Here is a 26,276-nt window from a genome sequence, read left to right as displayed (position 1 = left end):
TCCTTTGTGAAATCTTAGTATTAGAATTAATTAATGTAAAAAATGAAAGAAAGCTTTACTCCAGTTGGAATAAAGCTTTCTTATTTCCTTTAGGAATTATAGCAGACGGAATGAGAGATAGAAAGATATATTTTAAAGTGAAAAAAGAGAGACTGTAAAACTTTCTTTCCTATACCTTTGAGCTTTTGTCATTTTCACTTTAAGCGTTTGTTTTGAAATGAGAAACGAGAATTTCAAGTTCTTGTACGATTGTTTTCATTTCAGATGATTTGTTAGCCACGATACTCATTTTGTTTACTTGATCACCAGCTGAATGTGCTGTTTGTGATGTTTCTGCAGCAACTTCGTTTGAAATAGAAGCGATATTATTTAAAGCTGCGTTCATTTCTTCAGAGCTTGCAGCCATCTCTTCAGCAGTTGCAGACATTTCTTGCATTTGCGTAGAGACTTTGTTAATGTGGTTAACAATTTCTGAGAATGAAGATCCAGCGGTACGAATAACCGTAATTCCTTCAGAAGCCTCTGCTTGACCTTGTGTCATCATGTCATTTGCTATTTTTGTATCGGCTTGAATTTGATGCAGTAAATGGTTAATGTCAGTTGCGGCTAGTTGAGATTGTTCAGCAAGTTTTCTAACTTCATCAGCAACAACAGCGAATCCTTTGCCGTGTTCACCAGCACGAGCTGCTTCAATAGAAGCATTTAAAGCGAGTAAATTTGTTTGCTCGGCGATATTAGAAATAGATTGAAGTGCAGTATCGATATGATTTGTATGTGTAATGAGTCGCTCAACTACTTGTGATGTAGCGTTAACAGCTTCGTTAATTGTATGCATTTGTGTAATAGATTTCTCAATGACTTTATTCCCATCATCTGCTTTTTCTGAGGTTGTGACAGCTAAACTAGTAACAGAAGAGGCGGCCTCAGCAATACGCTGAACACTCGTTGCCATGTCATCCATTGAGGTTGAACTTTCTTCAATGCTAGAAACTTGTGAACGAATATTGTGTTCAAGAGCATTCATAGTTTCTTGTGTCCTTGCGGTATTTTCCATAGAAGCGGTTGTTTCGATAAATACATTTTCGGAAGCTTCTTTTACACTTGTTGATGTTTGTTGAACTTGTTTTATTATATGCTGTAAGTTAGTGAGCATTTGATTAAAGGAATTTGCAATGTCACCAATTTCATCTTTACTCGTTACGTGTAATCTAGCCGTTAAATCTCCATCTTGAGAAGCTAATTCTTTCAACTTCTCATCAATTTGTCGAATTGGTTTAACGAGTTTACCAGAGAACCACCATGCTAATAAAATAGACGTTAATGTACATGTAATGAGTGAGAAGAAAATAATATATTGAATAAGTGATGAAGAAGACTCGACGTCAGCAATTAATGCGTCACGTTTCTCATTTTCTTCATTTGTATATTTATTAAAACGACCTAACAGATCATTTACATAATCTGTTTGTGCTAAAGCAATTTTAGATGCTTCGTCCCATTTTCCTTCATGCGCAAGAGGTAGTACCTCATTATCTATGACGCTACGCCATTTTCCTCCCATTAAAATGGCTTCTTTCATTCCTTCTGGGAGCTTCTTGTCACTTGTTACTTTCTCTCTAGTATCAGCTAATTTTTTCCCTTCTCGGTTGAACTTATCTAATCCTTTTTGATCATGTGATAGCAAATATTCTTGTAAACCAGCAACTTGTGCCTGGAACCAATCGCCACGTTCTTTTAAAATCGTCGCTCTTTTCGATACATCATTTTTTAACGTTTCGATTTCACTTGCTTGATTCATGGCGAATGAAAGAATAACAATAAGAGCAATGCTAAATAAAGAAGAAATGCTTAAGAGTGTGAACAGTAGTTTTTTTCGAATACTAACATATTTCATCGTTACCCCTACCCTCATTTAAACTGTTTATTATGATTTATAGATATTTGAAGCGAAATTAATAAAAACATTATTATGAAGTTATTAATCTGTTCAATGAAAATTATAGCAGATAATGGAAGGAGTCAGATTGGTATTAGAAAAAGTTCTTAAAATGTATACATTTGTATATCATAAAATCCATAAATAAATATTAGAAATGCTATTGAAATTTGAAATAACATCATGTATACTTCTAATTAGTTGATAACGATTATCAGTATCAACTAAAACATTACTCTTCGTTATGTTGGTCATACCCCTTTTTGACGACGTAAGTCAGAGACGAAATGTTGAAATATCTTGTGTCCTATTCTACAGAATTATGGTAATCTCCAACCTCAACTTATATGCGCGAGCATGCAAAAAGGATCCTATCCGTGAAGGGATCCTTTTTTGCATGCTCGCGCAATTATTGTATATAGACCGGGTATTTGTTCTTCAATTCCTTCTGGGGCAGTAGAAGGGAAGACCCACTTTTGATGAGGTCCCTGTTCTTCAATTAGTTTTTCAATCTTAAAATGTTCTTCGGCGAGTGTTGTAATAATTTCTCCTAATGTCCAGCGACGGATGGTTGTTTTCGGTAACGATTCTTTCTGCGCTTCTGTAAGAAGAATGCTATAAGCAACATCATCTTCAATCAATTCTTCATCGAAATAATTTCCATTGGCCCGAAACGATGGGTGGTCTACTCCTAATAGCTTTGTGTATATTGGATGGTAATCGCGGAGGATAAGTATTCCATCTGGCTTTAGTAGTTGAGAGATTTTGGTGAAAAGTGGTTTTAAATCTAGAAAGTAATGAAGTACACCAAGCTCCAGTAATACGATATCAAATGATTTGGAGAGATTTACATCTAGTACATCAGAAACGATGTAATGAATAGAAACGCCTGCGGCATCAGCAAGTTCATTTGCATATTTTGCATTACTTGCTGAAATATCAACAACTGTTACGTCAGAGCCTAAAAGGGCGAGAGCAACGGCCTTATTCCCTTTTGATCCTAGTAAATTAATAATACGTTTTCCTTTCGGAGATTGTATGTAAGGTAAATAGTGATCTACCTCGCGCATAGGGTCTTCCATGATTTTTTTCGCATAATCCTCCGGTGCCCCATGGCGATTCGTCCAAGCTTCATAAGCAGCTGTATTCCAGCTTTTTTCATTAATAGTGCTTAGTTGTTTTTGGTTCAATGTTATCACTCCTTTTGTGAACGTATAGTTATTCGGCAGGGGGATGGGATTTCCTTTTCTTTCTGAATAAAAGTTTGATTTTTCTGTGATTAAGTCGTACAATACTTTTTATACGTAAAAGCGTTGAAAAGGAAAAGTAGGATGAACACATTCTTTCCAGAGAGCTTCGGTAGCTGAGAAGAAGCAAGAATATTCATTTGAACAATGGCCTTTGAGCTTCGTCCTGAACTTATCAAATGATAATAGTAGGCGGCGACGAGAGTTGGTACTCGTTATCAAAACCACAGTATAAGAGCATATAGCTCCGTACTTGTTAAGGCTAATTATGTGAGTAATTGGCGAAATAAGGTGGTACCGCGACTGTTTATACAGCCCCGCCCTTATCTTTTTTAAGATAAGGGCGGGGCTTTTTTATATTTAAAAGGAGGAATGTAAGATGAGTATTTTTATTGGAGGCGCTTGGCCGTATGCAAATGGCTCGTTACATCTTGGTCATATTGCGAGTTTGTTACCTGGAGATATTTTAGCACGTTATTACCGGGCAAAAGGTGAGAATGTGTTGTATGTTTCGGGCAGTGATTGTAATGGAACACCGATTGCAATTAGAGCAAAACAAGAAGGTGTGACAGCAAAAGAAATTGCTAATAAGTACCATGAAGAATTCCAGCGATGTTTTCGTGATCTCGGTTTTACGTATGATTGCTATACACGTACCGATAGCGAGCATCATCATGAAACTGTTCAAAAAGTTTTTTTACGTTTATTGGAAGAAGGCTATATTTATAAAAAAACAGTGGAACAAGCGTACTGTAAAACGTGTACGCAGTTTTTACCGGATCGTTATGTAGAAGGAATATGTCCACATTGCCATGAAGCAGCAAGAGGCGATCAATGCGATGCGTGTTCAGCTATTTTAGATCCACTCGATTTGTTAGAAAAGACATGCAAGTTATGTGGTAGTACACCATCTGTAGAGGAAACAGAGCATTTTTATTTTGCATTGCATACATTTCAGCAGCAAATTAAAAAAGTTGTAGAAATCGCAAAAGAAAAAGGAACATGGCGTGATAATGCAATTCAATTAACGGAAAGATATGTAAAGGAAGGGTTACAAGATAGGGCTGTATCAAGAGATTTACCAATCGGGGTACCAATTCCAGTGAAAGGGTATGAAGATAAGAAAATTTACGTATGGATAGAAGCAGTGGCAGGATATTATTCAGCGAGTAAATATTGGGCTGAAGAAACAGGAAAAGATGATCATGAGTTTTGGAATAGCGATGCGCAAACATATTATGTACACGGCAAGGATAATATTCCATTTCACTCCATCATTTGGCCAGCGGTTTTACTTGGAATAGGAGAGGAAGCAATCCCGCGTCATATCGTTTCGAATGAGTATTTAACAGTTGAAAAAAGAAAGTTATCTACGAGTAAAAACTGGGCAGTATGGGTGCCTGACATATTAGAACGTTACAATCCAGATTCTATTCGTTACTTTTTAACAGTAAATGCACCAGAAAATCGTGATACTGATTTTTCATGGCGTGAATTCATTTACAGTCATAATAGTGAACTGTTAGGTGCATACGGGAACTTCGTGAACCGGACATTAAAGTTTATTGAAAAATATTATGATGGCATTGTGCCGCAGGGAACTATCAATGTAGAACTGAAGGATAAAGTAGAAGGATTATATAAAAATGTAGGAGAGGCGATTGAGCAAACTACATTTAAGGTGGCGCTAGAAACAATATTCGATGCCGTACGTTTTGCAAATAAATACTTTGATGAGAGGCAGCCTTGGAAAGAAAGAGAAGATAATCCAGTTTCATGTGAAGAAACGATTTATAATTGTATTTATCTTATTGCTAATTTTGCAAATCTCCTTGAACCATTTTTACCATTTTCAAGTGAAAGAGTTCGAAGCACATTGTCGATTGTGAACCGAAATTGGGAACCGCAAAATACGTTGCCGAATAGAATTGATAGCGTGCAGCCATTATTTGAGCGAATCGATGTAAAACAAATTGAGCATGAGATAGAGAAGCTGTATGGAGCGGCAAAATGAGATAGAGAAAAAGACCTTTCAAGTAAATGAAAGGTCTTTTGTTATGCAGTATGATTCTCTTTCTTATCTTTCAAAAAGAAAAGTACAGCAAGGATTACAAGAATAATAGCTGCAATATCATACGTTATTTTAAATGTAGTATTAAAGTTTAAGTACTCTACGAAAGGAGTTTTCACTGCTCCTGCATATATACAAACGGGAATGAGAAGTAAATCGTAAAATTTCTTTTCTTTCATATATCTTATTAGGAAGAAGATACACATAATAGCAAAAAATACGATGCTTAAAATAGTCATTTATACCTCCCGATAAATTTACTTATTTTAATTGCAGTTATATTTTTATCCCGCATTAACGGGCAGTAAGACTCCACCTCAAAATTCAGCGAAAGCGAAGCAGTTAGGTGGGGATCAACTGCCCGTAAAAGCCCGATTGGTGAGGGCTGATAATCAGTGGGGGATGAACAAAACCCCCACTAATTAAAGTTTTACTTTATATAAATTCTGTATTTTTTTCAAGCGCTATGCACGCGATTATGTTTCCTTTCTTTCCTAGCCGTAAGCAGCTGGGGAGTGAAAATTCCAAGCAATATAAAAATAATTCCAATCCACTGCATGAAGGTTACGACTTCATGTACAAGTGTAATAGAAGCGATAATAGCAGTTGGTAATTCAGCTGCACCTAATATCGTGCTAAGTCCTGTTCCAACTTTTGGTACACCGATTGAAAAACAAATGACAGGTACAACAACGCCGAATAATCCGAGGAAGAAAGCATATTTCCATAGACCAGCTTGCAGGGCACCATCTGTTAAAAAGGTCGGCGGGAAGAATAGGCATACGATAAGAGTTGCACTTGTTGTCATAAGAAAGCTTTTCGTATAAGGGGGAACATCTGTAGCAACGCGTCCGCTTGCAAAAACATAGAATGAAAAAGAGACAGCAGCTAATAGTCCAAAGATAATCCCTTTCGTAGAAAAACTTTGTCCGAGGCCTTCAAATATACCACCTGCAAACAATGTACCAGCAAATAAAATAAGGATAGATATGATCTTATCGCGGCTTGGAAATGTTCGATTTGCAATTGCTTCGATAATGACACCAATCCAAGTGAACTGAAAGAGTAGGACGACAGCGATAGATGCGGGTAGCTCTTCTACAGAAATAGCGTAGAAAATTCCAGTCATACTCATTGTTGTTCCGACGGTTAGTAATGAAAAGAATTGTTTTTTTGTTACTTTATGACGTGAAAAGAAAAGAACGAGTAGAAATAGTCCAATCCATCCGAAGACATATTGTCCCCCTAATAGTTGATGTGCTGAAAATCCACTTAGGAATCCGAGTTTGAAAATAGTTGAAAGTATGCCGTAGCTGCAAGCACCGAATAAAACGAGCAATGAATATTTAAACTTATCCATAAAAAATCCTCCTTTTAAGTAATAAAAAACGCCCGCTATCCAAATAAGGATAACGGGCGAACGAAACAGAGTAAGACACTCTACAAAATTCCGCCACTCACACATAAAGTATGAGTTTGGGGTATGTAATTATAGTGAATGCTACATTGCTTTTGGGAATACAATGGAGCATTTTACACCTTGAGCTGTGTTTTGTATTCCGTAAGGAAATTGATGTTTATCTAATATTTGTTTCACGATATATAATCCAAGACCGCTACCTTGTACTAAACCGTGTTTATCAGGGTTTGCACGATAGAAAGGCTCAAATAAATGAGCAAGTTTATCTTCATCAATTTGTGAACCTGTATTTAATACTTCTAATGCGTAACCGTTTGGTTTTTCATAAAGCTTTATATATACGTGCTGGTGGTCAATTGTATAATGAATTGCATTTGAAATAATGTTAAAAATAGCAGTTTGAATAAATTTAGGATCAGCTAAAATTTGTACGTCGTGTTTAATATTAGATTGTACATTTAATTGTTTTACAGATACAAAGTAATCTACTTTCTTCATAACATCCTCAATAATATTAGATAAAGAAATGACTTCTAAATTCGGTTTAAATTGAGGGTTTTGTATTTTGGATAATTCCGACATTTTTTCCGTTAATATGTTAATATCTTGCATCATTTCATAGGAACGTTTTAAATATTTATCTCTATCTTTATAAGCTCCAATTCCGTGAATCATGCCATCTAGTTGTCCCATAACGGCTGCGATTGGTGTTTTTAATTCATGGGATACCATAGACATAAATTCTTTACGAGATTGCTCTAATTGTTGTTCCTTTTTGAGCTCATTTCTTAAATCTTGATTGCTTGCATGTAAATTCTTCACAATATTTGGTACTTGTGAAGCGGCTACTTGCAAATTAAAATCTGTTTGATCTGTATTTTTGTTAAGTAGTTTTTTATCTGAGAAATCAAGATTCATAATATCTTTTAAAGCATCGCTCATATATTGAAAAGGTTTGGCAATTAGTTTTGTATAAATTAAAGATCCGAGTAGTGATAATGCAAGCATTGTCGCGCCAATATGTGGAGCTAATTGCTGCAACGCATCTGCTAACTTTGGATTATCATTTATATCATTTATTTTACTTGCTGCATTTTGTGTATGTAAGGCATCATTATTAGCGGCTTTCTTTTCTGCTTCTGTAAGCGGATTAGAAGTGCTATTTTTCCCCGAAAGGTTTTGTGTATGTTCTTTTGCTTTTGCAGTTTGGCTAGGCTGCAAAAGGTGATTGATAGCTGTAGAAAGAGATTTATAATCTATAATAGAAGATTGGAAATTGGAAATACTTCCCTCTGACACAGCTTTATTTTGATTCGTTTTACTTTGATTGTTTTGCCTATCTAAATCCGCCTGTTCTGTAGTCGGCGTTCCATTTTCTTTCGCAAAATGTTCTTTATCGTAGTTTGAAGCTAGAAAGTAAATAATTTGATAAAGACAAAGTGATAAAAGAATACAAAATAATAAGGTTTTGATGAAAATATTTTTGGTGATGTTGTCTTTGCTACGATTCGATTTTGTAGCCAATGCCTTTCACCGTTTTAATATAAGTAATTCCTAATTTTTTTCTTAAGTTTTTAATATGTGTATCTATAACTCTTACATCACCATAATGTTCATAGCCCCATACCTTATTCAACAAATCACTTCTTGATAATACTTTTCCTCGATTTTGCAGTAAAGTATAAATAATTTCAAATTCTTTTGTTGTCAATTCAATTTGATTACCATGAACATAAGCTGCATATGCTGTAGAGTTTAACATCAATTCATGGAATTGTAGTATAGTTGCAGCTTCTGCTTCCTTCGTTGCTGCCCTTCTTAATACAGCCTCTACACGCTTAATAAATACAGTGTAATGGAACGGTTTCGTAATATAGTCATCAATACCTAACTCAAATCCTTTAATTTCACTTTCTTCATTATGTAAGCCTGTTAACATAATGATTGGTACATCAGATTGTCCTCGCATAATTTTACAAATACTATAGCCATCTATATCTGGTAACATTACATCGAGGAGGACAAGATCGTATGAATTTTTTTGGAAAAGAAGAATACCTTCTGTTCCAGCACCAACTACATCAACAGTAAAGTTTTGTGCCATTAGAAATTCACGAATTAGTTCTTGTATATCTGGGTTGTCTTCAATCACCAGTATATGCGTCATAGTAACACCTCCTAAATAACGCTTTTTACTGCAATATTCGAATTCATCATTTTTCGAGTGACTCAGATTGTTTATACATATAATAAGCCCCCGCTATAAAATAATCATGAAGGTAGCAAGGGGAATAGTTTAGTGTTACTGAATAGTTCAGAATTACAGTAGTTCTATTATAGTATGTATTATAAAATTTATAAAACATTATAACTGTATAATTTTAATATCTACGTTTATCAATGTTTAAATATCAGCTAATCAAATCTATTCCTATTATATATGTAAATACAGTTGTTTTGCTACTGTAAATGAATAAATAAAATAAGCCAAGACATAAAATTCTTGGCTACACATAAATCTTGTTTTTAGGCTATTTTACAGTGACAGTAGCTTGCTGCTGAACGCGCTCAAATAACCAGTGTATATCATTGTTATACATACGAATACAACCAAGTGTTGTTGCTTTGCCGATTGCTTGATTATTGTTAGTTCCGTGAATTGCATAAGTTGTTCCGTAAGTTCCTGCCATATTTAATCCGAGCCAACGGTCACCAAGTGGATTACGTGGATCGCCGCCTTTAATTTTGCCTGTATAATAAGGGCGGTTTTTAATTTTATTTACGATTTGAAAAGTTCCTTTAGGTGTAGGTGTTGCTGCTTTTCCAGTAGCGACAGTAAAACTTTTTATAAATTTTCCATCCTGATAATAATCCATTTTATTTAACTGAGTGTTTACGATTAATTGATCTTTCGTTGTAGCGGCCTCTGCGCTAGCGAATGGAAGAGTTAAAAATCCTAATGATAATAGTGCGCTTAATAATAATTTTTTCATTGTTATTCTCCTTTTACTATCGTAATAGTCTTACATACAATGAAGTTGTAATCCTCGTAAAGCTTTATTTACATTTTCATCTAATGTTTCAAAGAATGCAGTGATTTTGCTGTTGTGTTTGTTGTTTTTATCAATAAGTAATCTTTCATTTAATAAAAGCTCACCACGTAGTCCAAAACTTTGAACTTGAATATTTAGCTCATCTTCATTTTCAGAAATGATTGGTAAGAAATAATGAAAAGCTTTTGTTGGAATGATGTAGCTTTTGCCAATCATGCTTTCTTGATTTGAATTAATCCATTTTTTCGTGACAATTTTAATATTCTTTTTTGAAACGATAAAAGATAGTGTTGTAGATTTTGTTAAACTTACGTCAAATTCACTTGTTTCACACATGTGTAAATTAAAAACGGTTTCATTTTGATGAGATTCAACATTTGTATTAATAAAATCGTGCATTTTATATGCTTCCATTTCGTATTCACCCTTTTTTCAATTTCGAAAACGACTTATATTTATTCAAATTAATGCTTAGTCATATATTGGTTAAATTTTTCAACAAATTCCGATATAATCTTACAATACGTATATGAAGCTAATATGAAGTTAGGATGAGTTTGTGGTGGTTTTTTATTGAGAACAAAATTAGAGGGGTTTTTAAGTGTTAAAAAATGGATAAAATTTGCATGATATTAATGCGTCTTTTTGTTATTTTGACTTAAAAAATGATTTTTACTAATTAATAAAGAACAGAAATCATTAGTGTGACCCTTACAAAAATGTAATAAAAATGTAAGCTATTGTGATAGTTATTTCGACAATTTTTTTATACAATAATAGTAAGAAGTTGTACGTGATTGAAAGGAGAGATGACATGGAATGGATTCATGAATTATTTCAGCAATACGGGTACTATGTTGTACTTGTCGGCTTGCTGTTAGAATATATTGCACTTCCGTTTCCGGGAGAGCCCACATTAGCATATGCGGGATTTTTAGCGCAGAAGGGTGATTTAAGTTTACCGATTTTAATCATTCTATCCTTTATTGGGACAAGTGTAGGAATGACGATTCAATACTTTTTAGGAAATAAATTAGGTATGCCTTTCATTCAAAAGTATGGAAAATACGTATTTTTAACACAAAGAAAAATTGATTTAACGAGAATGTGGTTTGATAAGTATGGGTACTTCCTGATTTTTATTGGTTTCTTTATTCCTGGTGTACGTCATTTCACAGGATACTTTGCAGGAATTATTAATTTACCATTCCGTCGTTTTGCCATTACAATTTATTCAGGCGCTCTATTTTGGGTATCATTCTTCTTAATCGGTGGTTACTGGTTAGGTGGAAACTTACATGATATCTTTGGAGCGTTAGAAGGTCATATCGGTAAAATCATTTTTGGAGTGATTGTGATTGTAGCGGTTACGTTAAGTATTCGTTTCCGTAAGCAGTTAAAACGAGTATTACTACAAAACGCAAGCTAATATGAAATCCATTCTATGTCAGAATTTAGGAGAGCAGTGCAAAAGCACTGCCTTTTTTATTTTATCCCGCTATTTGCCGGGCGGTAAGACCCACACCTCAAAATTCAGCGGAAGCAAAGAAGTTAGGTGGGGGCCCTGTTGCCCGTAAAAGCCCGATTGGTGAGGGTTGATTAAAATTTTACTTTATATTCCAATCTATTTTTAACTTTCCTTTTAGCTGATTTCCACTAACTATAATGTAATAAGTTCCTGTCTTAATTGCCGCGAAATGATATGTATTAGGGCCAGCTGGAGCTAAGTAATTTTCTTCCTCTTGAAATTCACTAGCCATTTTTACGTCTCCCATGTAGCCATTCGAATTTTCAGCTCGTGATTCAATGGTGAATTCTAATATGTCACCTCGTTTTAGTTCAATTGGGACTTTATGTTCACCACTAAAATGTTGAAAAGATGCTTCGAAAGAGTTATCTGTTTTTGTTTCGACCCATTGTTCTTTTGATGTTCCAAACCTTTCTAAATCTACTAATTTGATTGTAATAAATATAATAAACATAATGCTTGGTACGAAATATTGTACCCACTTAAATTTTGTTGCTATGACTGTAAATAAAAAGAAAGAAAGAGAACATACTGCTCCAATTGATCCGAGTAACAAGAACTGTATTAGACTAGCTTCTTTAAATATTAGGAAGGGAAGAAAAAATAAATAGCCGCAAAAAATATAAAGTAATATTGTCTTCATTCTTGTATGTGTTTTTAATTTCAATTTATCGATGCAAATAGAACAAAAAATTGCATATGCAGCAAGAATAGGAACGAAGGGAACAAATAGTAGTTCTCGTAATCCAGCTAAGAAACTATATAATGTTTGTTGACTAGTTGTTAAGAGAAGCGTGCTAATAAGTGATAATAACAAGAAAGTCGCTGTAAGCTTAGTAAGAATATAGGAAAAAGTAGATATTTTATTCATATGTCACTTCCTTTGTTTAATATTTCACATTCATTATATAGGTTATTTCCATCATAATACATATTTATTTTTGTCAATTATTAACGTCAAAATGACAATTATAATTGACAAAAATAAGGATATTATTTACAATTTTAATTAAATAAATGAAAAAGAGGGAAGACATGAAGCTTCAAAATCGAGTGAGGGAATTGCGAGCAAAGCATCGTTTATCACAAGGGGATTTAGGGAAAGCGATTGGATCATCACGGCAAACGATTAGTTTAATTGAGCGCGGGGATTATGCACCATCTATTGTATTGTCGTTAAAAATCGCACAAATTTTCAATGTATCGGTGGAGGAAATATTCACGTTAGTGGAGGGGGAAGAGGATGATGAAGAGTAAACGAAAAAAACAATTTGATTCTGTGGGGAAAATAGCATTAAGTATGATGGGTGGCTTTTTAACGTCTTATATAGCTTTAAATTTACTCTCGGATGAACCGAGAAAATTATCATCCAATACATTTATAGGCATATGTACTATTTTTGGAATCTTAATGATGTACTACACTTGGAAGAATACGCGTATGTTAGCGGAGGCACGCGATGAAGAAGAGAGCGTACAAGGCAGAAAATTAGGCATTATAAGTATATATTTACGTGTAGGTGATATAGTGACGCAGGCATGGTTTGTATATGCAGTTATTACATGTAGACGTGCACTGTTGCAGGATACTAATGTTTCATTTGCGGTGTGGAATTTAGTAGCTTCTATTGTTTGTTTAACTACTGTAGTGATTATTGGGCTCATAACAAAAAATCGTTATAATAAGCTATACCCTGAACAAGGTGTAACGTATATGGAATCTATGAAAATGTGGACGAAAAACGCAGATGAAGGATTAAAGCACATTGTGCATGAGGCTGGATATAAAGCGTATGAATTTACGAATACAATATTGGCATATGTATGGTGGGCTGCCGTTATATATACAGCTGCTAGTGATATCGATTTTGTGTTAATTGGTTTAATCTCATTTATTTGGATATTGCATCTCGGGAAGTTCATGTACGAAATGCAGAGAAAAATGATTTATTAAGGGGAGAAAAAGGTGGATATTTTAAGAAGGCCAGCTGGCTCAATGACAGTGGCGCTAATTCTGTCCATTTTATACGGAGTAATCCGAACTGGGAAATTAGAAGTAATTTTGAACCTATGGGCAATAGTTGGAATTTCATTGTTAGTGTTAGCCATTCATGAGCTAGGACATGTAGTATTTGGTGTAATAGGTGGTTTAACATTTAAATTTATGACAGTAGGACCCATTACTATTCAAAAAGAAAAGGGAAAATTACGCATTCGAGAAAATAAATTATGGGCGTACTTTGGAGGTGTTGCAACATTAGTACCACCTTCTATAGAGACACCGAATCTTTCGAAAAAGTGGGCGTGGCTCACTTTAGGTGGACCGATTACGAGTTTACTATTTGGTATTACTTCCGGTTACATATACATGGTGAGTTATTATCAATATCTTTTATATTTTTCCTTTTTCCATTTTGCAATCTTTGCGGTTACAATTGTGCCGATAAAAGGAATGCTTATGAGTGATGGGATGCAATTTCTTATTTTAATTAAAGATGATGAAAGAGCTAGAAATCACTTATATGAGATTCAAATATCGAGTGAGTTATTTAGTTATAAAAGACCGAAAGATTGGGATGAAAGATTAGTAGAACTTAGTGAGGAGAAAATAAAAGAGAATAAAGGGATAAGGGAGATAATGAGTAGACTTATGCTCGTCTTTTTTGCTCGTGCAGATCAAGAGGGAATGGAAAGAGCGATACCGTATATAGAACGAATTGTTCAATTACCTGTAACGAAAGAAAATAAGTTTTTCGTTAGTAGTTTTCATAGTTGGTACCTTTTATATAAAGCCCTTTATCAGATGGATAGTCTTTCTTTGCAAGAAGCAAAGGAACATGCAAAGGCTATTACAAAAATGGACCTAAGTGGATATTACCGTACACAAGGGATTATTAAATATGTAGAGGGCAATATGGAAGCGTCCCGTACTTATATGAAGAAAGCCGATCAAGAATTAAAGAGCGCCGAGAAGAGTGAGATGGGATATTTACAATTAGAAAGAGAATGGTTTAAGCAGCTGAAAGAGAGGGTATCTTACGATGGGTGAGGTATCCTCTTTTTTATATGTCATCTTATGCCGTTCCATAAACAGCCTAGGGCGAGTAAAATGAGATAAGAAGAGCAAAGCTTGGAGGAAGTAAATATGGAAATTTTATCAATTATTTTGATAGTCTTGCTCATTTATGTTGTTTTTAAAGTAGCATATGTAGCATTAAAGATACTCGCGATCCTATTGATTATCTTTTTAATCGTAGAGTTCGGCAGTAAGTTGCTTGGGGGATAGGGTATGTTGTACGTTTTGGATGTCTAAGGTTGTCGTTAAATCGATATCTTGTGCCGAATCGTTGATATAATGAAAAAATCGTTGATATAAGTGGAGAAACGATCGATATATTTGAAAAATCGTTGATATATTTAAGTGAATACGAAGTGGGGTATGTGGAAAAGAAGTTGCCGTTGGGTAGCTTCTTTTTATTGTAGTGCCGGTGTATGCAAACCAACATAAAAAAGCTGGAAGAATTCCTTCCAGCTTAAGAGTTACTTTCAATTTGGCGACCGCTATCTTCTTCATTGTCTTGTAATAGGTTGAATACGTCTGCTAAGCAGAATGCAATGAACCAAGTCCATAGACCGTGGAAGAAAGCTGAGCTTAATTGAAGTGGTAATGTATAGTTTGTCATTGAGTAGGAAATACATCCACCAACGATTCCAATCATTGTTAATAACATTGTTTTCTGAGCATTTTCTTCTGGATTGAAGAGGAAGTAAATGTATCCGCCTAAAATTGAAGCGCTTACAAGTGTTTCGATTCCATTAAAAATGATATTCTCTCCAAGCTGTGTGTTTGTCCAGAAACAAATCGTACCGCCGATAATAGCAAACAGGACAGCTATTGTATATCGTATATATTGATTCATATGTTCATCTCCCTATGTAATAAGATGATTTGGAAGTCAAAAAGGTAGGTATAGTATATTGAAGTGAGTTTTAATTGTACGTATCTTTTTATAAAAAGATCATTGAAGAGTAACTAAGATGATCGGTTGTTTAAACCGTTACGTGTATGGTGTCTGAAATATACCCGACTGCTCGTTTCTTTTTGCTTGTAAAATAAGAGAAACTTCCAAGTCTATATACTCTTTTTTTGTGAGTCTGCTTTCATTATAACACATTTAGGGACATAATAATAGAATTATCTGATTTTGTAATAAGTGTAAAAAATAAAAAGCGTAAGGAAATACCATTAACAATGCAGTTTAGTGGAAGAAGGATTTTAATTTATTATGATGAAATATGTAATCAAGGTGAGATCTAAGAAGGAGGCTTAAATACAATAAAAAATGTTTTGTAGCATGAATGTAAGGGAGGGGAGCTAACTTGGAGATCACAACAGAAAGATTAATAATTAGACCTTTTAAGAGTACTGATTTACAGGATGTATTTGCTATTTATAATAATGATGATACATGTAAGTTCCTATTACATAATAAGTGGACTCATGAAGACATGCAGAAAAGATTTAATAAGAAGCTAGCAAACAATGCACTTACTGAAGAATCAATATTAAGTTTGGCAGTTATATACAAGACTAAAGTAGTTGGTGATTTATCCGTATGGTACACAAATATGAAGGATACTGTTGAGATTGGTTATAGTTTTTCAAATGAAGTAGTTGGAAGAGGTTTGGCAACAGAAGCAGTAAGTAGTTTGGTATTTAAATTATTTAATGAATGTAATGTACATCGTATACAAGCTAATCTTGATGCACGTAATACAGCTTCAAAAAAATTGTGTGAACGAATAGGTATGAGAAAGGAAGCCCATTTCATACAAGATTTTTGGAATAAAAATGAATGGACAGATAGTTTTGTATATGGAATGCTATCCTCCGATTTGTAGTAATAAACTTCGTGATTTTATTATGCTAAAGGGTGCGTTAGTTGAATAACAAAGGGCATAACATAGTATATATGACTAATATGTTATGCCCTTTAATGTATTAACCTTTTTTATATACGTTTGAAACGGCCGACAATTTCAACTGTTTCAGTAATGTTCATAAATGCTTTGTTATCCACTTGACGGATAATACGTTTCATTTCGCCTAACTCATAGCGAGTCACGACAGTGTAAATCATTTTTTTCTTATGGTTTGTATAGCCGCCGACAGCGTCTACCATTGTCACCCCGCGTATGCCGTGATGTAGTAGTGCGCTTTTTATTTCCTCGCCTTTTTCTGTAATAGTCATTATCGTTAATTTAATATGTTTCGTATGCACAGCATCGATAACTTTGCTGACTACAAATCGACTAATTAACGTATAAAGTGTAATATCCCATCCGAAAATAAAACCTGCTGCGACAAGTAAGATTAAGTTGAATACAAATATGATTGCTCCAATTGAAACATCTCGATATTTTGCTACAATCAATCCAACAACATCAAAACCACCTGTTGAAGAAGCAAATCGGAATATAATTCCTGAAGCTGCTCCGCAGATAACACCACCGAATACAGAAGAAAGTAAAATATCGTCTGAAACTTGGTGTACCGGGATAATATTCATCGCTAAAGATGACACAGCTACAAAGTACGCTGTTAAAAAGGTTGTCTTCTTGCCTAAGTAAAAGTGACTTAAAATAAGAAGAGGAATGTTTAGTAAAAAGATAAGTGCACCGATATTGTAGTGCATTAAATAACCGATAATCATCCCTACACCAGCGAATCCACCGCTAATCATATTATGCGGGATAAAAAACATATTCATAGAAATTGCATACAAAATAGAAGCTATAAAAATAACAACCAACTGTATCATAAATTCTAAATGAAATGTTTTAGCTGCTGGGAAGGATAAAAAGGCGGTGTCGGGAACGTAATCGGCGTCTCCTAGTTGACCCATAGTATGTTTCATCTCCATATTCATTTTTGATTACAAGAAGAGAATAAAGGTTTTTTCAAAAACTGGCAATAGTTTTATTATAATGCAAAAATTTTATAAATTTCTAATAAATCAAGCCTATTCATTGATGTGCGTGAATATACTAAAGAAAGCGAATACAACGTTTCTTAATTATTGTTTTCTTGAGAAAATATGCAAAATACTTTTTTTGAAAATAAAAGGAAATAGAGAATGTTTGCCTAATGTGCTAAAATGACCTTATTAAGGATGTGAAGCGATGGAATTTTTATTGCAGGATGCAATTTTATATATATCGTTTGTAACGACGGCACTTTGTTTATTAGAAGTTTTCTTCCTTGCTAATGTTTCTCGCTTTGTGCGTCAACAAGCATCAAGCGGTAGACAAAGAGCTTTTGCGTTAGTTGATACATGTGAAGATAGTGCGGGAAATGTACCGCTATTTTCTATTTTTTATAAATATGGAATGATTCGTTCTGTACGTAGACAAGAATCAAGTGAAGAGAATGATGAGGTCGGTCCGTATACACCAATGTTTCGCTAAATAATTACGAAACATTGGAGGAATGAACATGTTAAAATCATACCGAGCTGTGCTCGTTAGTTTATCATTATTACTTGTTTTTGTTTTATCGGGCTGCAGTAATGCAGCCCCAATTGATGCACATAGTACTGGGATTTGGGATCATTATTTCGTATATCCAATCTCGTTTATGATTCAATTTGTTGCTCATCATATACCTGGAGCTAGCTTTGGGATTGCAATCATTATTATGACGCTCGTTATTCGTTCAGCGATGATTCCATTAGCTGTTTCACAATATCGTAGCCAAGCGAAAATGAAGAAAATGCAACCTGAATTGCAGAAGCTAAAGAAAAAGTACGGTGATGTAGGCAAAGATCTTGAAAAACAAAAGCAGTATCAAAAAGAAATGTCAGAGCTAATGAAATCAGGCGGTTGGAATCCACTTGCTGGTTGCTGGCCAATTTTTATACAAATGCCGATTTTCTCTGCTTTGTATTATGCGATTAGCAGAACGGAAGAGATTCGCACATCTTCTTTTTTATGGGTGAACTTAGGACATGCAGATCCATATCATATATTACCGATTATTGCAGCGTTAACGACATTTATTCAGATGAAAGTTTTCCAATCTAATATTACACCTGGAGAACAAGTACAGATGCTAAAGATACAGCAAATTATGATGCCGGCAATGATTCTATTTATGGGGTTTGCGGCGCCATCAGGACTTGTATTGTACTGGATAACAGGTAACTTATTTACAATGACACAAACAATCGTATTAAGAAAAATAATGGAACGTGAAGAGTTACAATTACAAAAAGCATAGAGAAACACCGCTCATTATGAGCGGTGTTTTTTATTCGAAACGTTAAGGGAATTTTAAGAAACCAACATTACTATTGGCATTGTATACGAAAGTGTACATGCTTTAGAAATATGAAGGAGGAAATTTCCTATGAAGAAGAAAACAGTTGGGTATTTAGCGATTGCAGGTGCTTTATCATTCGGAATCATTGGAGGAGTCGGTATTCCGGCATTCGCGGCAACGAATACTCCAGCAGCTGAACAGTCTACAAAAACGGCGAAAAAGGATTTGGATGACGCTACAAAACAAAAAGTAAAAACAATTATGGACGATACAAAGAAACAGTTAGAGAAACTAGGTGTAAAGCTTCCGGAGAAAGAGAAGCGTAAAGACATGTTTGCAGGATTAGATGATCAGGCGAAAGCNNCAAAAGAGGAATTAACAAAGTTAGGCGTGAAAATGCCGGAGAAAGGTAAGCATGGAGACATGTTTGCTAACTTAGATGAACAGGCGAAAGAGAAAGCGAAGTCGATTTTAGAGCAAAAGAAATCTGGAAAATTAACGCATGAGCAAGCAAAAGAAGAATTAACAAAATTAGGTGTGAAACTTCCAGAAAAAGAGAAGCGTGAAGACATCTTTGCGGGATTAGATGAAGCAACAAAAACAAAAGCAAAAGCGATTTTAGACAATGAAAAGAAACAATTAGAGGAATTAAATGTGGATCTTCCGCATCACAAGTTTTTTATGAAAAAAGAAGATAAATAATTGATTTATGTATCTTTCGTGGGGCAACCGGAAGGTACATGCGAGGACCGATTTCTACTTATAGAAATCGGTCTCTTTTAATGATTCAATAAGATTCTTTTCATTGTTAGTATGTATCCGAAGACGCAGTAGAAGATTGCAAAACCGATAAACACTTCCGTATATTGATATTTACCCAATACGTAGAAGGAAACAGCTGGTATAATAGCTACCGCTAAAATGCTATAACCAGGATACTTGTTTCGATACATGATAGCGAATAGAACAGAGAGAAACGTAGCGATGATACAAAAGACAGCAATCATTATTGGTACACCTCCTAAATGAATTATACCATTTTTAGGGAATTAGAGAAGTTTTGTATCTTCTGTTATAATATAAGAAGAGAAATATTTCCTATGTTATATAAAAAAATATATTGATTTTTTCTAACAATTCAATATAATGAACAATAACTACAAAATTCGACATCAAGAAGTGATGATGAGGACACGATTAATTTTTTACGATTCCCAGAGAGGGAAGCCTTTGGCTGTGAGCTTCCTAATACGGAAAAATAGATTACCACCTCTGAACTGCAGCAGTGAACGAACATCTAGTAATTGCTTGCCGGCAAAAACCGTTATTTAGACTTGAGAAATTGGTGAAGTGTGTTACTTTGCGAATTGAAACAAGGGTGGAACCACGAATACAACACTCGTCCCTTTTTTAGGGAGGAGTGTTTTTTTATTTCATTTTTGCATCACACTAGAATTGGAAGGAGGATACGCAGCATGCATCATGATGAGAAGAACAAAATTGGTTTAACAGTAGCACTTTCTATCGTAGTAGGAACGATTATCGGGTCTGGTGTATTTATGAAACCAGGAAGCGTATTAGATTACTCAGGGAGTTCTAATATGGCCATTCTTGCTTGGGTAATTGGTGGTCTGTTGACGTTAGCGAGTGGTTTAACAGTAGCCGAAATTGGAGCGCAAATCCCGAAAAATGGTGGGTTGTATACGTATTTAGAGGAGATTTACGGAAGTTTTTGGGGATATTTATCAGGCTGGATGCAAACAATTGTTTATGGACCAGCTATTATCGGAACATTAGGTTTATACTTTAGTTCTTTAATGATTAATTTTTTCTATTTAGATAAAGTGTGGAATTTACCAATCGCAATCGGAACAGTTGTGTTCCTTGGCTTTGTAAATAGTATGGGAACAAAATACGGAGGTATCGTTCAAACAATCACGACAATTGGGAAAATGATTCCGATTGTATTAATTGTCGTGTTAGGTTTTTGGAAAGGAAACAGTGATATTTTTAACGTAGTAGTGCCGATATCAGAAAATCAAAGTATCGGTATGGCAATTTTAGCAACGTTATTTGCTTATGACGGCTGGATTTTACTTGCTTCGATTGGTGGAGAAATGAAGAATCCAACAAAGTTATTACCGAAAGCAATGACAGTTGGGATTTTAATTGTAACAGCTGCATACGTATTAATTAACTTGGCGTTATTAAATGTATTACCAGCAGCGAAAATTGTAGACCTTGGAGAAAATGCAACAGCGACAGCTGCGGGCATGTTACTTGGAGAATATGGTGGGAAAATTATTAGTATCGGTATTATCGTTTCTATTTTCGGTTGTTTAAATGGAAAGATTTTAACATTCCCACGTATTCCAATGTCTATGGCGGAACGTGGACAACTTCCATTTTCTAAGTTTATTGCAAAGGAAAGTCCAAGATTTAAAACACCAGCAAATGCGATTACTGTTGAAATCATTTTAGGGATTATTTTAATGATTATTAGTGATCCGAATAAGCTATCTGAGATTTCCGTATTTATTATTTATATTTTCTATGTAATGACGTTTATTGGTGTCTTCATTTTAAGGAAACGTAATAAGAATAAAGAGCGTGCATATAGTGTACCGTTATTCCCAATCGTACCAATCGTTGCGATTTTAGGTTCGTTCTTTGTAATCGGTAGTGCGATTATTAATGATCCGGTAAGTTGTTTCTTATCAATTGGAATTGTCTTTACGGGACTTCCGGTGTATTGGTACTTGAATAAGAAGAAAGAAACAGAATGATGGAAGGGTAGGCGTATAATACGCCTACCTTTTTTACTGTAAAAAAATTGTACTTGCGTCAACTTTCTATTTTGGTTACTATAGTCGTAGTAACCAAAATAGAAAGCGTGGGGAAAGACTTGAATTTTCGTGTTTATATTTTAGCTATCGCGGCTTTCGTAGTCGGAACGGTTGAGCTAATTATAGGAGGAACGCTCGATTTAGTTGCCAATGATTTAGGAGTATCTATTAGCGCAGCTGGTCAGCTTATAACAATATTTTCGGTAGTATTTGCTTTGTCAGGTCCAGTTTTATTAGCTTTGACAGGGAAATTTGAAAGAAAAACATTGTATGTTGGAGCATTATCGATTTTCTTAATCGGAAATATTATTTCGGCATTTAGTGTGAATTACGGAATGCTAATGTTCTCAAGGGTTATTTGTGCGGCGAGTGGTTCATTAATTATTGCACTATCGGTAACACTTGCTTCTAGTGTAGTAGAACCGCATTTTCGTGCGCGTGCAATTGGAATCATTTTTATGGGAATTAGTGGATCACTTGTACTTGGAGTACCGCTCGGTCTTGTACTCGGAAATGCATACGGATGGCGTGCGCCATTTGTATTGATTTCAGTATTAACAGTTATGGCAATTGCTTGTATTTCATTGTTCTTAACGAAAGTACCACCGACATCGGTATTATCAATAAAAGAACAACTTGCTACTTTAAAAGATAAAAAAATTGTAAGTGCACAGTTAACATCATTTTTGTTTTTAACGGGGCATTTAACATTGTATGCATATTTAACACCGTTTTTAAAAGATGTTATGCATGTTGAAGCAAATTGGATTAGTGTGTTTTACTTCATTTTCGGAATCGCAGCAGTAATCGGCGGTGGATTCGGTGGATGGCTTGCTGATAAATGGGGATCGAAGAAAAGTATTATCTCGATTATTATCGTATTTGCATGTGCAATCTTCATGTTGCCATTAATGACATTCTCATTCCCACTCTTCATCATTATGATGGGACTTTGGAGTATGCTGAGCTGGGCGATTTCACCAGCACAGCAAAATTATTTAATTGACATTGCACCGGAATCAGCTGGTATCCAGCAAGGTTTAAATAACTCTGCGCTTCATTTAGGAATTGCACTCGGTTCAACAGTAGGCGGAGTTGTTATTGAAAAATCATCTGTTATATATAACGCTTGGGTAGGCGGTGGCTTTATTATATTAGCACTGCTTTGCGCGATTTTCTCGATTACGAGAGGACGCTCTACTCAGTTTGCGAAAGAAGAATCTATCGTTTGATAGGTTCTTTTTTTATTTGTAAAAAATTGCAGGTTTTAGTAGAGAAATGGAGAAAGGGTGTATAGCGAGGTGAGGTATATGTATACGAATTTTTCAATTATTGGTCTTCTAATTTCAATGCTCCCTTTGTTTCTTATTATTCTTGCACTTAGATGGGTTCGTTTCATCTATAAAAATTCAGAGAAACAGGTAGAGCAAAATGAGAAAATCATTGAGCTGTTGATGGAGATAAAGGAACAAAACGAAAAGGAGTCTAAGTGAAAAACTAGACTCCTGTTTATTATTTAATTAGTATCTTAACTTCATCAACAAACTCTTAATTTCCTCATCTTCCATAAAGAGATCATGGTGTTTTTGAGTAATCTTTGCAAGTGCAACGTCGTGATAGAAAAATTCTGTAAAGAACTTTACGAAAGGTTGTGACATTGTTTTCATCGCTTGCCATGACTCTTGTTCTAAGCCAGCAAATAAAATTTCACGATCGTCAACGATGAGTAGCAAGTAGCGCTCTAATGCATTAGGCTCTTCAGCTGGGATTAGAAAATGCATGTTTTCTAAGTCTGTTTCTACTTCTCCAACAATAAGGGATTCAATTTGAACACCTTGTTTTGCTTTTTGTTCTAGTAAAGGAAGATATTCTAAAAGAGTATCATTCCAAGCTGAAATACGGATTGATTCTTTTGCACTTTCAATGAGTTCTTTACTTTGAACTCGAATAGAAGATTGCATCTTTAAGCTCCAAACACGGTCATCTGTAAATGATTTTTTTGATATATTTGTTTCCAGTTCCTTAATATTTGATTGAAATTCTGTCGTTAATTTTTCAATTGCTAGCTTTAGTGGTAATGCTGTATACAATTTTTTCTTTTCTGAAACAGAATCCATTACCATTCCTTTATCGATTAGGCGTGCTAGTACTTCATATATTTTTGCTTTTGGAACACCTGAATGCTTCACAATTGTTGTAGCATCTAATGGTTCATTGCTTGATACGACAACTTCATAAGCTTGGCTTTCATATTGTGAGAAACCGAATTTTTGTAACATAGTTCCCTCCGAACGAATGAGATTATATTTTAAGGATAATGAACTATTTGTTTTTGCACAAGTGGTAGTCCGTTTTCTAATTGTATTAAGGTGAGAATTAATTTCAATTTTTTAATTTTATCTATTATACTTAATATAATGATTAATAATATTTCAATTTAATGCGAAGGGGATGCTGGGGGGAAGATGTTAAGAAGTTTACGTTTAAAAATTGCGGTAGTGTTTTCAGTACTTATTTCTATGATGTTCGTAATATTGGGTACAGCTGTGTATCAATTACAGAAAGAAAAGGAAGTGCGTTCCTTAGACGAGTATTCTCAAAATGCGATGGATCTTGTGACAGAGCAACTTACGACATTTGTTCAAAGAACGGATGAAGATATGGGGTATTACGCGAACAGTGAGATGATTCGTAATATGCTTCAAGGTGGGGTTACTCCAGAAGAGGAAGCGTTTTTAACGAAAGAGTTTGCGGAGTATAAAAAGAATCATCCTGGTATTTTAGATTTATATATTGGTACGAAAGATAAAAAAACATTAAGTGCCAATCTTGCTGAAGGTGGGCAAGTGCCAGAAGGATATGATCCAACGACAAGACCATGGTATAAAGATTCAGAGGCTGATGTAAAAAAGGTCCATTGGGGACAACCTTCTTATGAAATTGCAACAGGAAAGTTAAGTGTAGGTGTTTCTAAAGCAATTACAGCTCAAGATGGATCTGTATTAGGCGTTGTTGCGATGGATGTATCGCTTGGGACGATTCAGAAGTTGCTTCACAATATTCAATATAATAATGACGGAGAAATGTTTATTATAAATGATAAAAATATGGCTCTTGTTTATCCAGAAAAGATAGGGAAAGATGTTTCTAAAGAGCCACTTATAAAGAGCTTAAATAAAGAGGTAACAAAATATGCGGTCACTACAATAAAAGGTGAAGATGTAGTTGTTTATAGTCAATCATTTGATACGATGAAATGGACGATAGGAATCTTTTATCCGAAAGAAACGATCGATGGGCTATTAAATAGTACGAGAAATACAGTCATTATGATGGCGTGTATTAGTTTATTAGTTGGAATCGTAGCTTCCTACTTGTTCTCAAGAAGATTAGCAAGACCACTGCAATTATTAAAGAATCACGTTCAAAAAGTAGCAGAAGGGGATTTAACGCTGCGAATGAAGGTGACAAGTAAAGATGAAGTTGGAGAGTTGACGAAGCACTTTAATGATATGGTTGAACAAATGAATGAAATGGTAAGTAAAATTAAAAACAGCGTATCAACAGTGCAACAATCAACGAATAGTTTACATTATTTAACGAACGAAACAGTAGCGGCTAGTAGAGAAGTTTCCGGAGCAATGGATGATGTGAGCGGGGGAGCTTCTACTCTTGCGAATAGTGTGGATGAAGTTTCAGCTCAGCTCGAGAATATGGCAGAGTCAGTGGAACAAATGAATAGCTCCGTTGGTGAAATAAAAGGAGTGACTGGCAAAGCGGAAGAGGCATCTAAGCAAGGATTAAATACAATGAGGAACTTAGTCCGTACGAGGGGACAATCATCTTCGATTGTTGTTCATACAGAAGAAGCATCGGATAAGTTAGAACAAAGAGTTGGATCGATTCAAAATGTTGTTGAGCTTATAAAAGGTATTTCGGATCAAACAAATTTACTTGCTTTAAATGCCTCGATTGAAGCTGCCCGTGCAGGTGAGCAAGGTAAGGGATTTGCGGTTGTTGCTGAAGAGGTTCGGAAATTAGCGGAACAATCAAAAGAGGCAACAGGAGAAATCACAACGATGATTGGTGATGTGCAATTAGAAGTAAAAAGGGTTGTAGAAGTTGTAAGTAAATTGAAAGACATTGCAGATGTGCAAAATAAAGTGACGACAGAGGCAGAAATGGAGTTCCGCACAATTATGTCAGTTGTAAATACGATTAGTACTTCAGTTGAAAAAATTGTAGAAGAGGTACATAACATAGGTTACGAGCAAGGAGAAATTACAGCGGTAATGCATACAATTGCTGGTACGAGTCAAGAAAGTGCAGCTGTTTCTGAAGAGGTACATGCTGCAACGGAATCACAGGTTAATCATCTAGAAAAGGTAGCCCACACGATGGAAAGTTTGACAGAGCATATGAAAGATTTAGAAAGATTAGTTGAGCAGTTTAAAGTGGAAGAGTAACATATTAGTAAAATGATGAGGATTTCGGTAAAATAGACAATGGATATATAAGAAGCGATTATAGGAGGAAGACTACTATGGCAATTGTTGACGTATCGATTATTCCGGTAGGAACAGGTAATCCAAGTGTTAGTGAATATGTAGCAGAAGTACAAAAGGTGCTAGAGAAAAATGCGGATCGCGTGAAGTATCAATTAACACCGATGAATACAATTATTGAAGGAGATCTTCCTGTCATTCTAGAAGTAATTCAACAAATGCATGAAGTTCCATATACGAAAGGTGCACAGCGTGTTGCAACAACGATTCGTATTGATGATCGTCGTGATAAAGTAAGCACAATGGAGAAAAAATTAAACTCTGTCCGATCAAAATTATAAGAAAAAGC

Annotated in this window: 28 protein-coding genes and 2 other annotated features; of the genes, 15 read left to right on the top strand and 13 right to left on the bottom strand. The window is 35.0% G+C overall.

Annotated elements, in window-relative coordinates; genetic code table 11:
• Positions 1-199 precede the first annotated feature (199 nt).
• Entirely contained in the window at positions 200-1,894 is a 1,695-nt protein-coding gene (locus CN409_RS25270; protein ID WP_000878434.1) for a methyl-accepting chemotaxis protein, read from the bottom strand.
• Positions 1,895-2,307: 413 nt separating this feature from the next.
• Entirely contained in the window at positions 2,308-3,126 is an 819-nt protein-coding gene (locus CN409_RS25265) for a class I SAM-dependent methyltransferase (RefSeq protein WP_001072257.1), read from the bottom strand.
• A 114-nt stretch (positions 3,127-3,240) separates the two neighbouring features.
• Positions 3,241-3,511: a binding site (T-box leader), on the top strand.
• A gap of 51 nt (positions 3,512-3,562) precedes the next feature.
• On the opposite strand from CN409_RS25265, the gene metG reads away from it, so the two are divergent.
• Positions 3,563-5,197 carry a methionine--tRNA ligase gene (metG, locus tag CN409_RS25260; RefSeq protein ID WP_000021588.1) on the top strand — a complete coding sequence of 545 codons (1,635 nt, stop codon included), beginning with the start codon at positions 3,563-3,565 and terminating at the stop codon, positions 5,195-5,197.
• A 41-nt stretch (positions 5,198-5,238) separates the two neighbouring features.
• Here the strand turns inward: metG and CN409_RS25255 are convergent, their stop codons facing one another.
• From CN409_RS25255 to CN409_RS25230, 6 genes are all read right to left on the bottom strand, one after another.
• Entirely contained in the window at positions 5,239-5,493 is a 255-nt protein-coding gene (locus CN409_RS25255) for a hypothetical protein (RefSeq protein WP_000154129.1), read from the bottom strand.
• Between the two features lie 218 nt (positions 5,494-5,711).
• The gene (locus CN409_RS25250) at positions 5,712-6,614 is read right to left on the bottom strand and encodes an EamA family transporter (RefSeq protein WP_000357151.1); all 903 of its coding nucleotides are present in this window, start codon (positions 6,612-6,614) and stop codon (positions 5,712-5,714) included.
• A gap of 141 nt (positions 6,615-6,755) precedes the next feature.
• Positions 6,756-8,198 (bottom strand): sensor histidine kinase, encoded by a 1,443-nt coding sequence (locus CN409_RS25245; protein ID WP_000201951.1) that lies wholly within the window; start codon positions 8,196-8,198, stop codon positions 6,756-6,758.
• On the bottom strand, positions 8,176-8,841 hold the full coding sequence (locus CN409_RS25240) for a response regulator transcription factor (RefSeq protein ID WP_000148834.1): 666 nt from the start codon (positions 8,839-8,841) through the stop codon (positions 8,176-8,178). The genes CN409_RS25245 and CN409_RS25240 overlap by 23 nt, the downstream gene beginning before the upstream one ends.
• A gap of 364 nt (positions 8,842-9,205) precedes the next feature.
• Entirely contained in the window at positions 9,206-9,667 is a 462-nt protein-coding gene (locus tag CN409_RS25235) for a L,D-transpeptidase (protein ID WP_000735061.1), read from the bottom strand.
• A gap of 30 nt (positions 9,668-9,697) precedes the next feature.
• On the bottom strand, positions 9,698-10,141 hold the full coding sequence (locus CN409_RS25230; protein ID WP_000388763.1) for a DUF3978 domain-containing protein: 444 nt from the start codon (positions 10,139-10,141) through the stop codon (positions 9,698-9,700).
• Between the two features lie 400 nt (positions 10,142-10,541).
• Here CN409_RS25230 and CN409_RS25225 point away from each other — a divergent pair, with 400 nt between their 5' ends.
• Positions 10,542-11,156: a DedA family protein gene (locus CN409_RS25225; RefSeq protein WP_000454763.1), complete on the top strand. Its 615-nt coding sequence runs from the start codon at positions 10,542-10,544 to the stop codon at positions 11,154-11,156.
• A 178-nt stretch (positions 11,157-11,334) separates the two neighbouring features.
• Here the strand turns inward: CN409_RS25225 and CN409_RS25220 are convergent, their stop codons facing one another.
• Positions 11,335-12,126 (bottom strand): hypothetical protein, encoded by a 792-nt coding sequence (locus CN409_RS25220; RefSeq protein WP_016078143.1) that lies wholly within the window; start codon positions 12,124-12,126, stop codon positions 11,335-11,337.
• 164 nt (positions 12,127-12,290) lie between these two features.
• Here CN409_RS25220 and CN409_RS25215 point away from each other — a divergent pair, with 164 nt between their 5' ends.
• The 4 genes from CN409_RS25215 (at position 12,291) to CN409_RS25200 (ending at position 14,541) form a co-directional block, all read left to right on the top strand.
• Positions 12,291-12,512, top strand: coding sequence for a helix-turn-helix transcriptional regulator (locus tag CN409_RS25215; RefSeq protein ID WP_000776170.1), 222 nt, complete (start codon positions 12,291-12,293; stop codon positions 12,510-12,512).
• A complete protein-coding gene (locus CN409_RS25210) occupies positions 12,502-13,209 on the top strand; it encodes a DUF3169 family protein (protein ID WP_000837717.1) in 708 nt (235 codons plus the stop codon). The genes CN409_RS25215 and CN409_RS25210 overlap by 11 nt, the downstream gene beginning before the upstream one ends.
• Positions 13,210-13,251: 42 nt before the next feature.
• Positions 13,252-14,304 carry a zinc metalloprotease gene (locus CN409_RS25205; protein WP_002083694.1) on the top strand — a complete coding sequence of 351 codons (1,053 nt, stop codon included), beginning with the start codon at positions 13,252-13,254 and terminating at the stop codon, positions 14,302-14,304.
• Between the two features lie 96 nt (positions 14,305-14,400).
• Positions 14,401-14,541 (top strand): DUF3985 family protein, encoded by a 141-nt coding sequence (locus tag CN409_RS25200; RefSeq protein WP_000404758.1) that lies wholly within the window; start codon positions 14,401-14,403, stop codon positions 14,539-14,541.
• A gap of 247 nt (positions 14,542-14,788) precedes the next feature.
• Here CN409_RS25200 and CN409_RS25190 read toward each other — a convergent pair whose 3' ends face one another.
• Entirely contained in the window at positions 14,789-15,175 is a 387-nt protein-coding gene (locus tag CN409_RS25190) for a DUF3938 domain-containing protein (RefSeq protein ID WP_001077773.1), read from the bottom strand.
• 460 nt (positions 15,176-15,635) lie between these two features.
• Between CN409_RS25190 and CN409_RS25185 the strand changes: the two genes are divergently transcribed.
• Complete coding sequence (locus CN409_RS25185) at positions 15,636-16,157, top strand: GNAT family N-acetyltransferase (protein ID WP_000406909.1); 522 nt, start codon at positions 15,636-15,638, stop codon at positions 16,155-16,157.
• Positions 16,158-16,267: 110 nt separating this feature from the next.
• On the opposite strand, the gene CN409_RS25180 is transcribed toward CN409_RS25185, so the two are convergent.
• Entirely contained in the window at positions 16,268-17,161 is an 894-nt protein-coding gene (locus tag CN409_RS25180; RefSeq protein WP_000530044.1) for a YitT family protein, read from the bottom strand.
• Positions 17,162-17,438: 277 nt separating this feature from the next.
• Here CN409_RS25180 and CN409_RS25175 point away from each other — a divergent pair, with 277 nt between their 5' ends.
• The 3 genes from CN409_RS25175 (at position 17,439) to CN409_RS25165 (ending at position 19,278) form a co-directional block, all read left to right on the top strand.
• A complete protein-coding gene (locus tag CN409_RS25175; protein ID WP_000394930.1) occupies positions 17,439-17,723 on the top strand; it encodes a hypothetical protein in 285 nt (94 codons plus the stop codon).
• A 28-nt stretch (positions 17,724-17,751) separates the two neighbouring features.
• Entirely contained in the window at positions 17,752-18,534 is a 783-nt protein-coding gene (yidC, locus tag CN409_RS25170; protein WP_000920528.1) for a membrane protein insertase YidC, read from the top strand.
• A 129-nt stretch (positions 18,535-18,663) separates the two neighbouring features.
• Positions 18,664-19,278, top strand: a complete 615-nt coding sequence (locus tag CN409_RS25165; RefSeq protein WP_097891037.1) for a hypothetical protein — start codon at positions 18,664-18,666, stop codon at positions 19,276-19,278.
• A 77-nt stretch (positions 19,279-19,355) separates the two neighbouring features.
• On the opposite strand, the gene CN409_RS25160 is transcribed toward CN409_RS25165, so the two are convergent.
• Entirely contained in the window at positions 19,356-19,583 is a 228-nt protein-coding gene (locus CN409_RS25160; RefSeq protein WP_000562245.1) for a hypothetical protein, read from the bottom strand.
• Between the two features lie 166 nt (positions 19,584-19,749).
• Positions 19,750-19,986 (top strand) — a binding site (T-box leader).
• A 65-nt stretch (positions 19,987-20,051) separates the two neighbouring features.
• Between CN409_RS25160 and CN409_RS25155 the strand changes: the two genes are divergently transcribed.
• The 3 genes from CN409_RS25155 to CN409_RS25145 all read left to right on the top strand — a co-directional run bounded on the left by CN409_RS25155 (position 20,052) and on the right by CN409_RS25145 (position 22,915).
• Positions 20,052-21,362, top strand: coding sequence for an APC family permease (locus CN409_RS25155; RefSeq protein WP_000546308.1), 1,311 nt, complete (start codon positions 20,052-20,054; stop codon positions 21,360-21,362).
• 107 nt (positions 21,363-21,469) lie between these two features.
• Positions 21,470-22,654: an MFS transporter gene (locus CN409_RS25150; RefSeq protein ID WP_003280661.1), complete on the top strand. Its 1,185-nt coding sequence runs from the start codon at positions 21,470-21,472 to the stop codon at positions 22,652-22,654.
• A gap of 78 nt (positions 22,655-22,732) precedes the next feature.
• Positions 22,733-22,915 (top strand): hypothetical protein, encoded by a 183-nt coding sequence (locus tag CN409_RS25145; RefSeq protein WP_000288473.1) that lies wholly within the window; start codon positions 22,733-22,735, stop codon positions 22,913-22,915.
• 27 nt (positions 22,916-22,942) lie between these two features.
• On the opposite strand, the gene CN409_RS25140 is transcribed toward CN409_RS25145, so the two are convergent.
• The gene (locus CN409_RS25140; RefSeq protein WP_097981394.1) at positions 22,943-23,701 is read right to left on the bottom strand and encodes a TrmB family transcriptional regulator; all 759 of its coding nucleotides are present in this window, start codon (positions 23,699-23,701) and stop codon (positions 22,943-22,945) included.
• A 186-nt stretch (positions 23,702-23,887) separates the two neighbouring features.
• Here CN409_RS25140 and CN409_RS25135 point away from each other — a divergent pair, with 186 nt between their 5' ends.
• Both CN409_RS25135 and CN409_RS25130 read left to right on the top strand, forming a co-directional pair.
• Positions 23,888-25,888 (top strand): methyl-accepting chemotaxis protein, encoded by a 2,001-nt coding sequence (locus tag CN409_RS25135; RefSeq protein WP_000946369.1) that lies wholly within the window; start codon positions 23,888-23,890, stop codon positions 25,886-25,888.
• A gap of 77 nt (positions 25,889-25,965) precedes the next feature.
• Positions 25,966-26,268: an MTH1187 family thiamine-binding protein gene (locus tag CN409_RS25130; protein ID WP_001018860.1), complete on the top strand. Its 303-nt coding sequence runs from the start codon at positions 25,966-25,968 to the stop codon at positions 26,266-26,268.
• Positions 26,269-26,276 lie beyond the last annotated feature (8 nt).

Origin of the sequence: Bacillus sp. AFS012607, from assembly GCF_002558005.1 — a bacterium.
Taxonomy (GTDB): domain Bacteria; phylum Bacillota; class Bacilli; order Bacillales; family Bacillaceae_G; genus Bacillus_A; species Bacillus_A thuringiensis_S.
The sequence above is the reverse complement of the archived record's forward strand: the minus strand, read 5'-3'. Positions and strand labels throughout refer to the sequence as shown.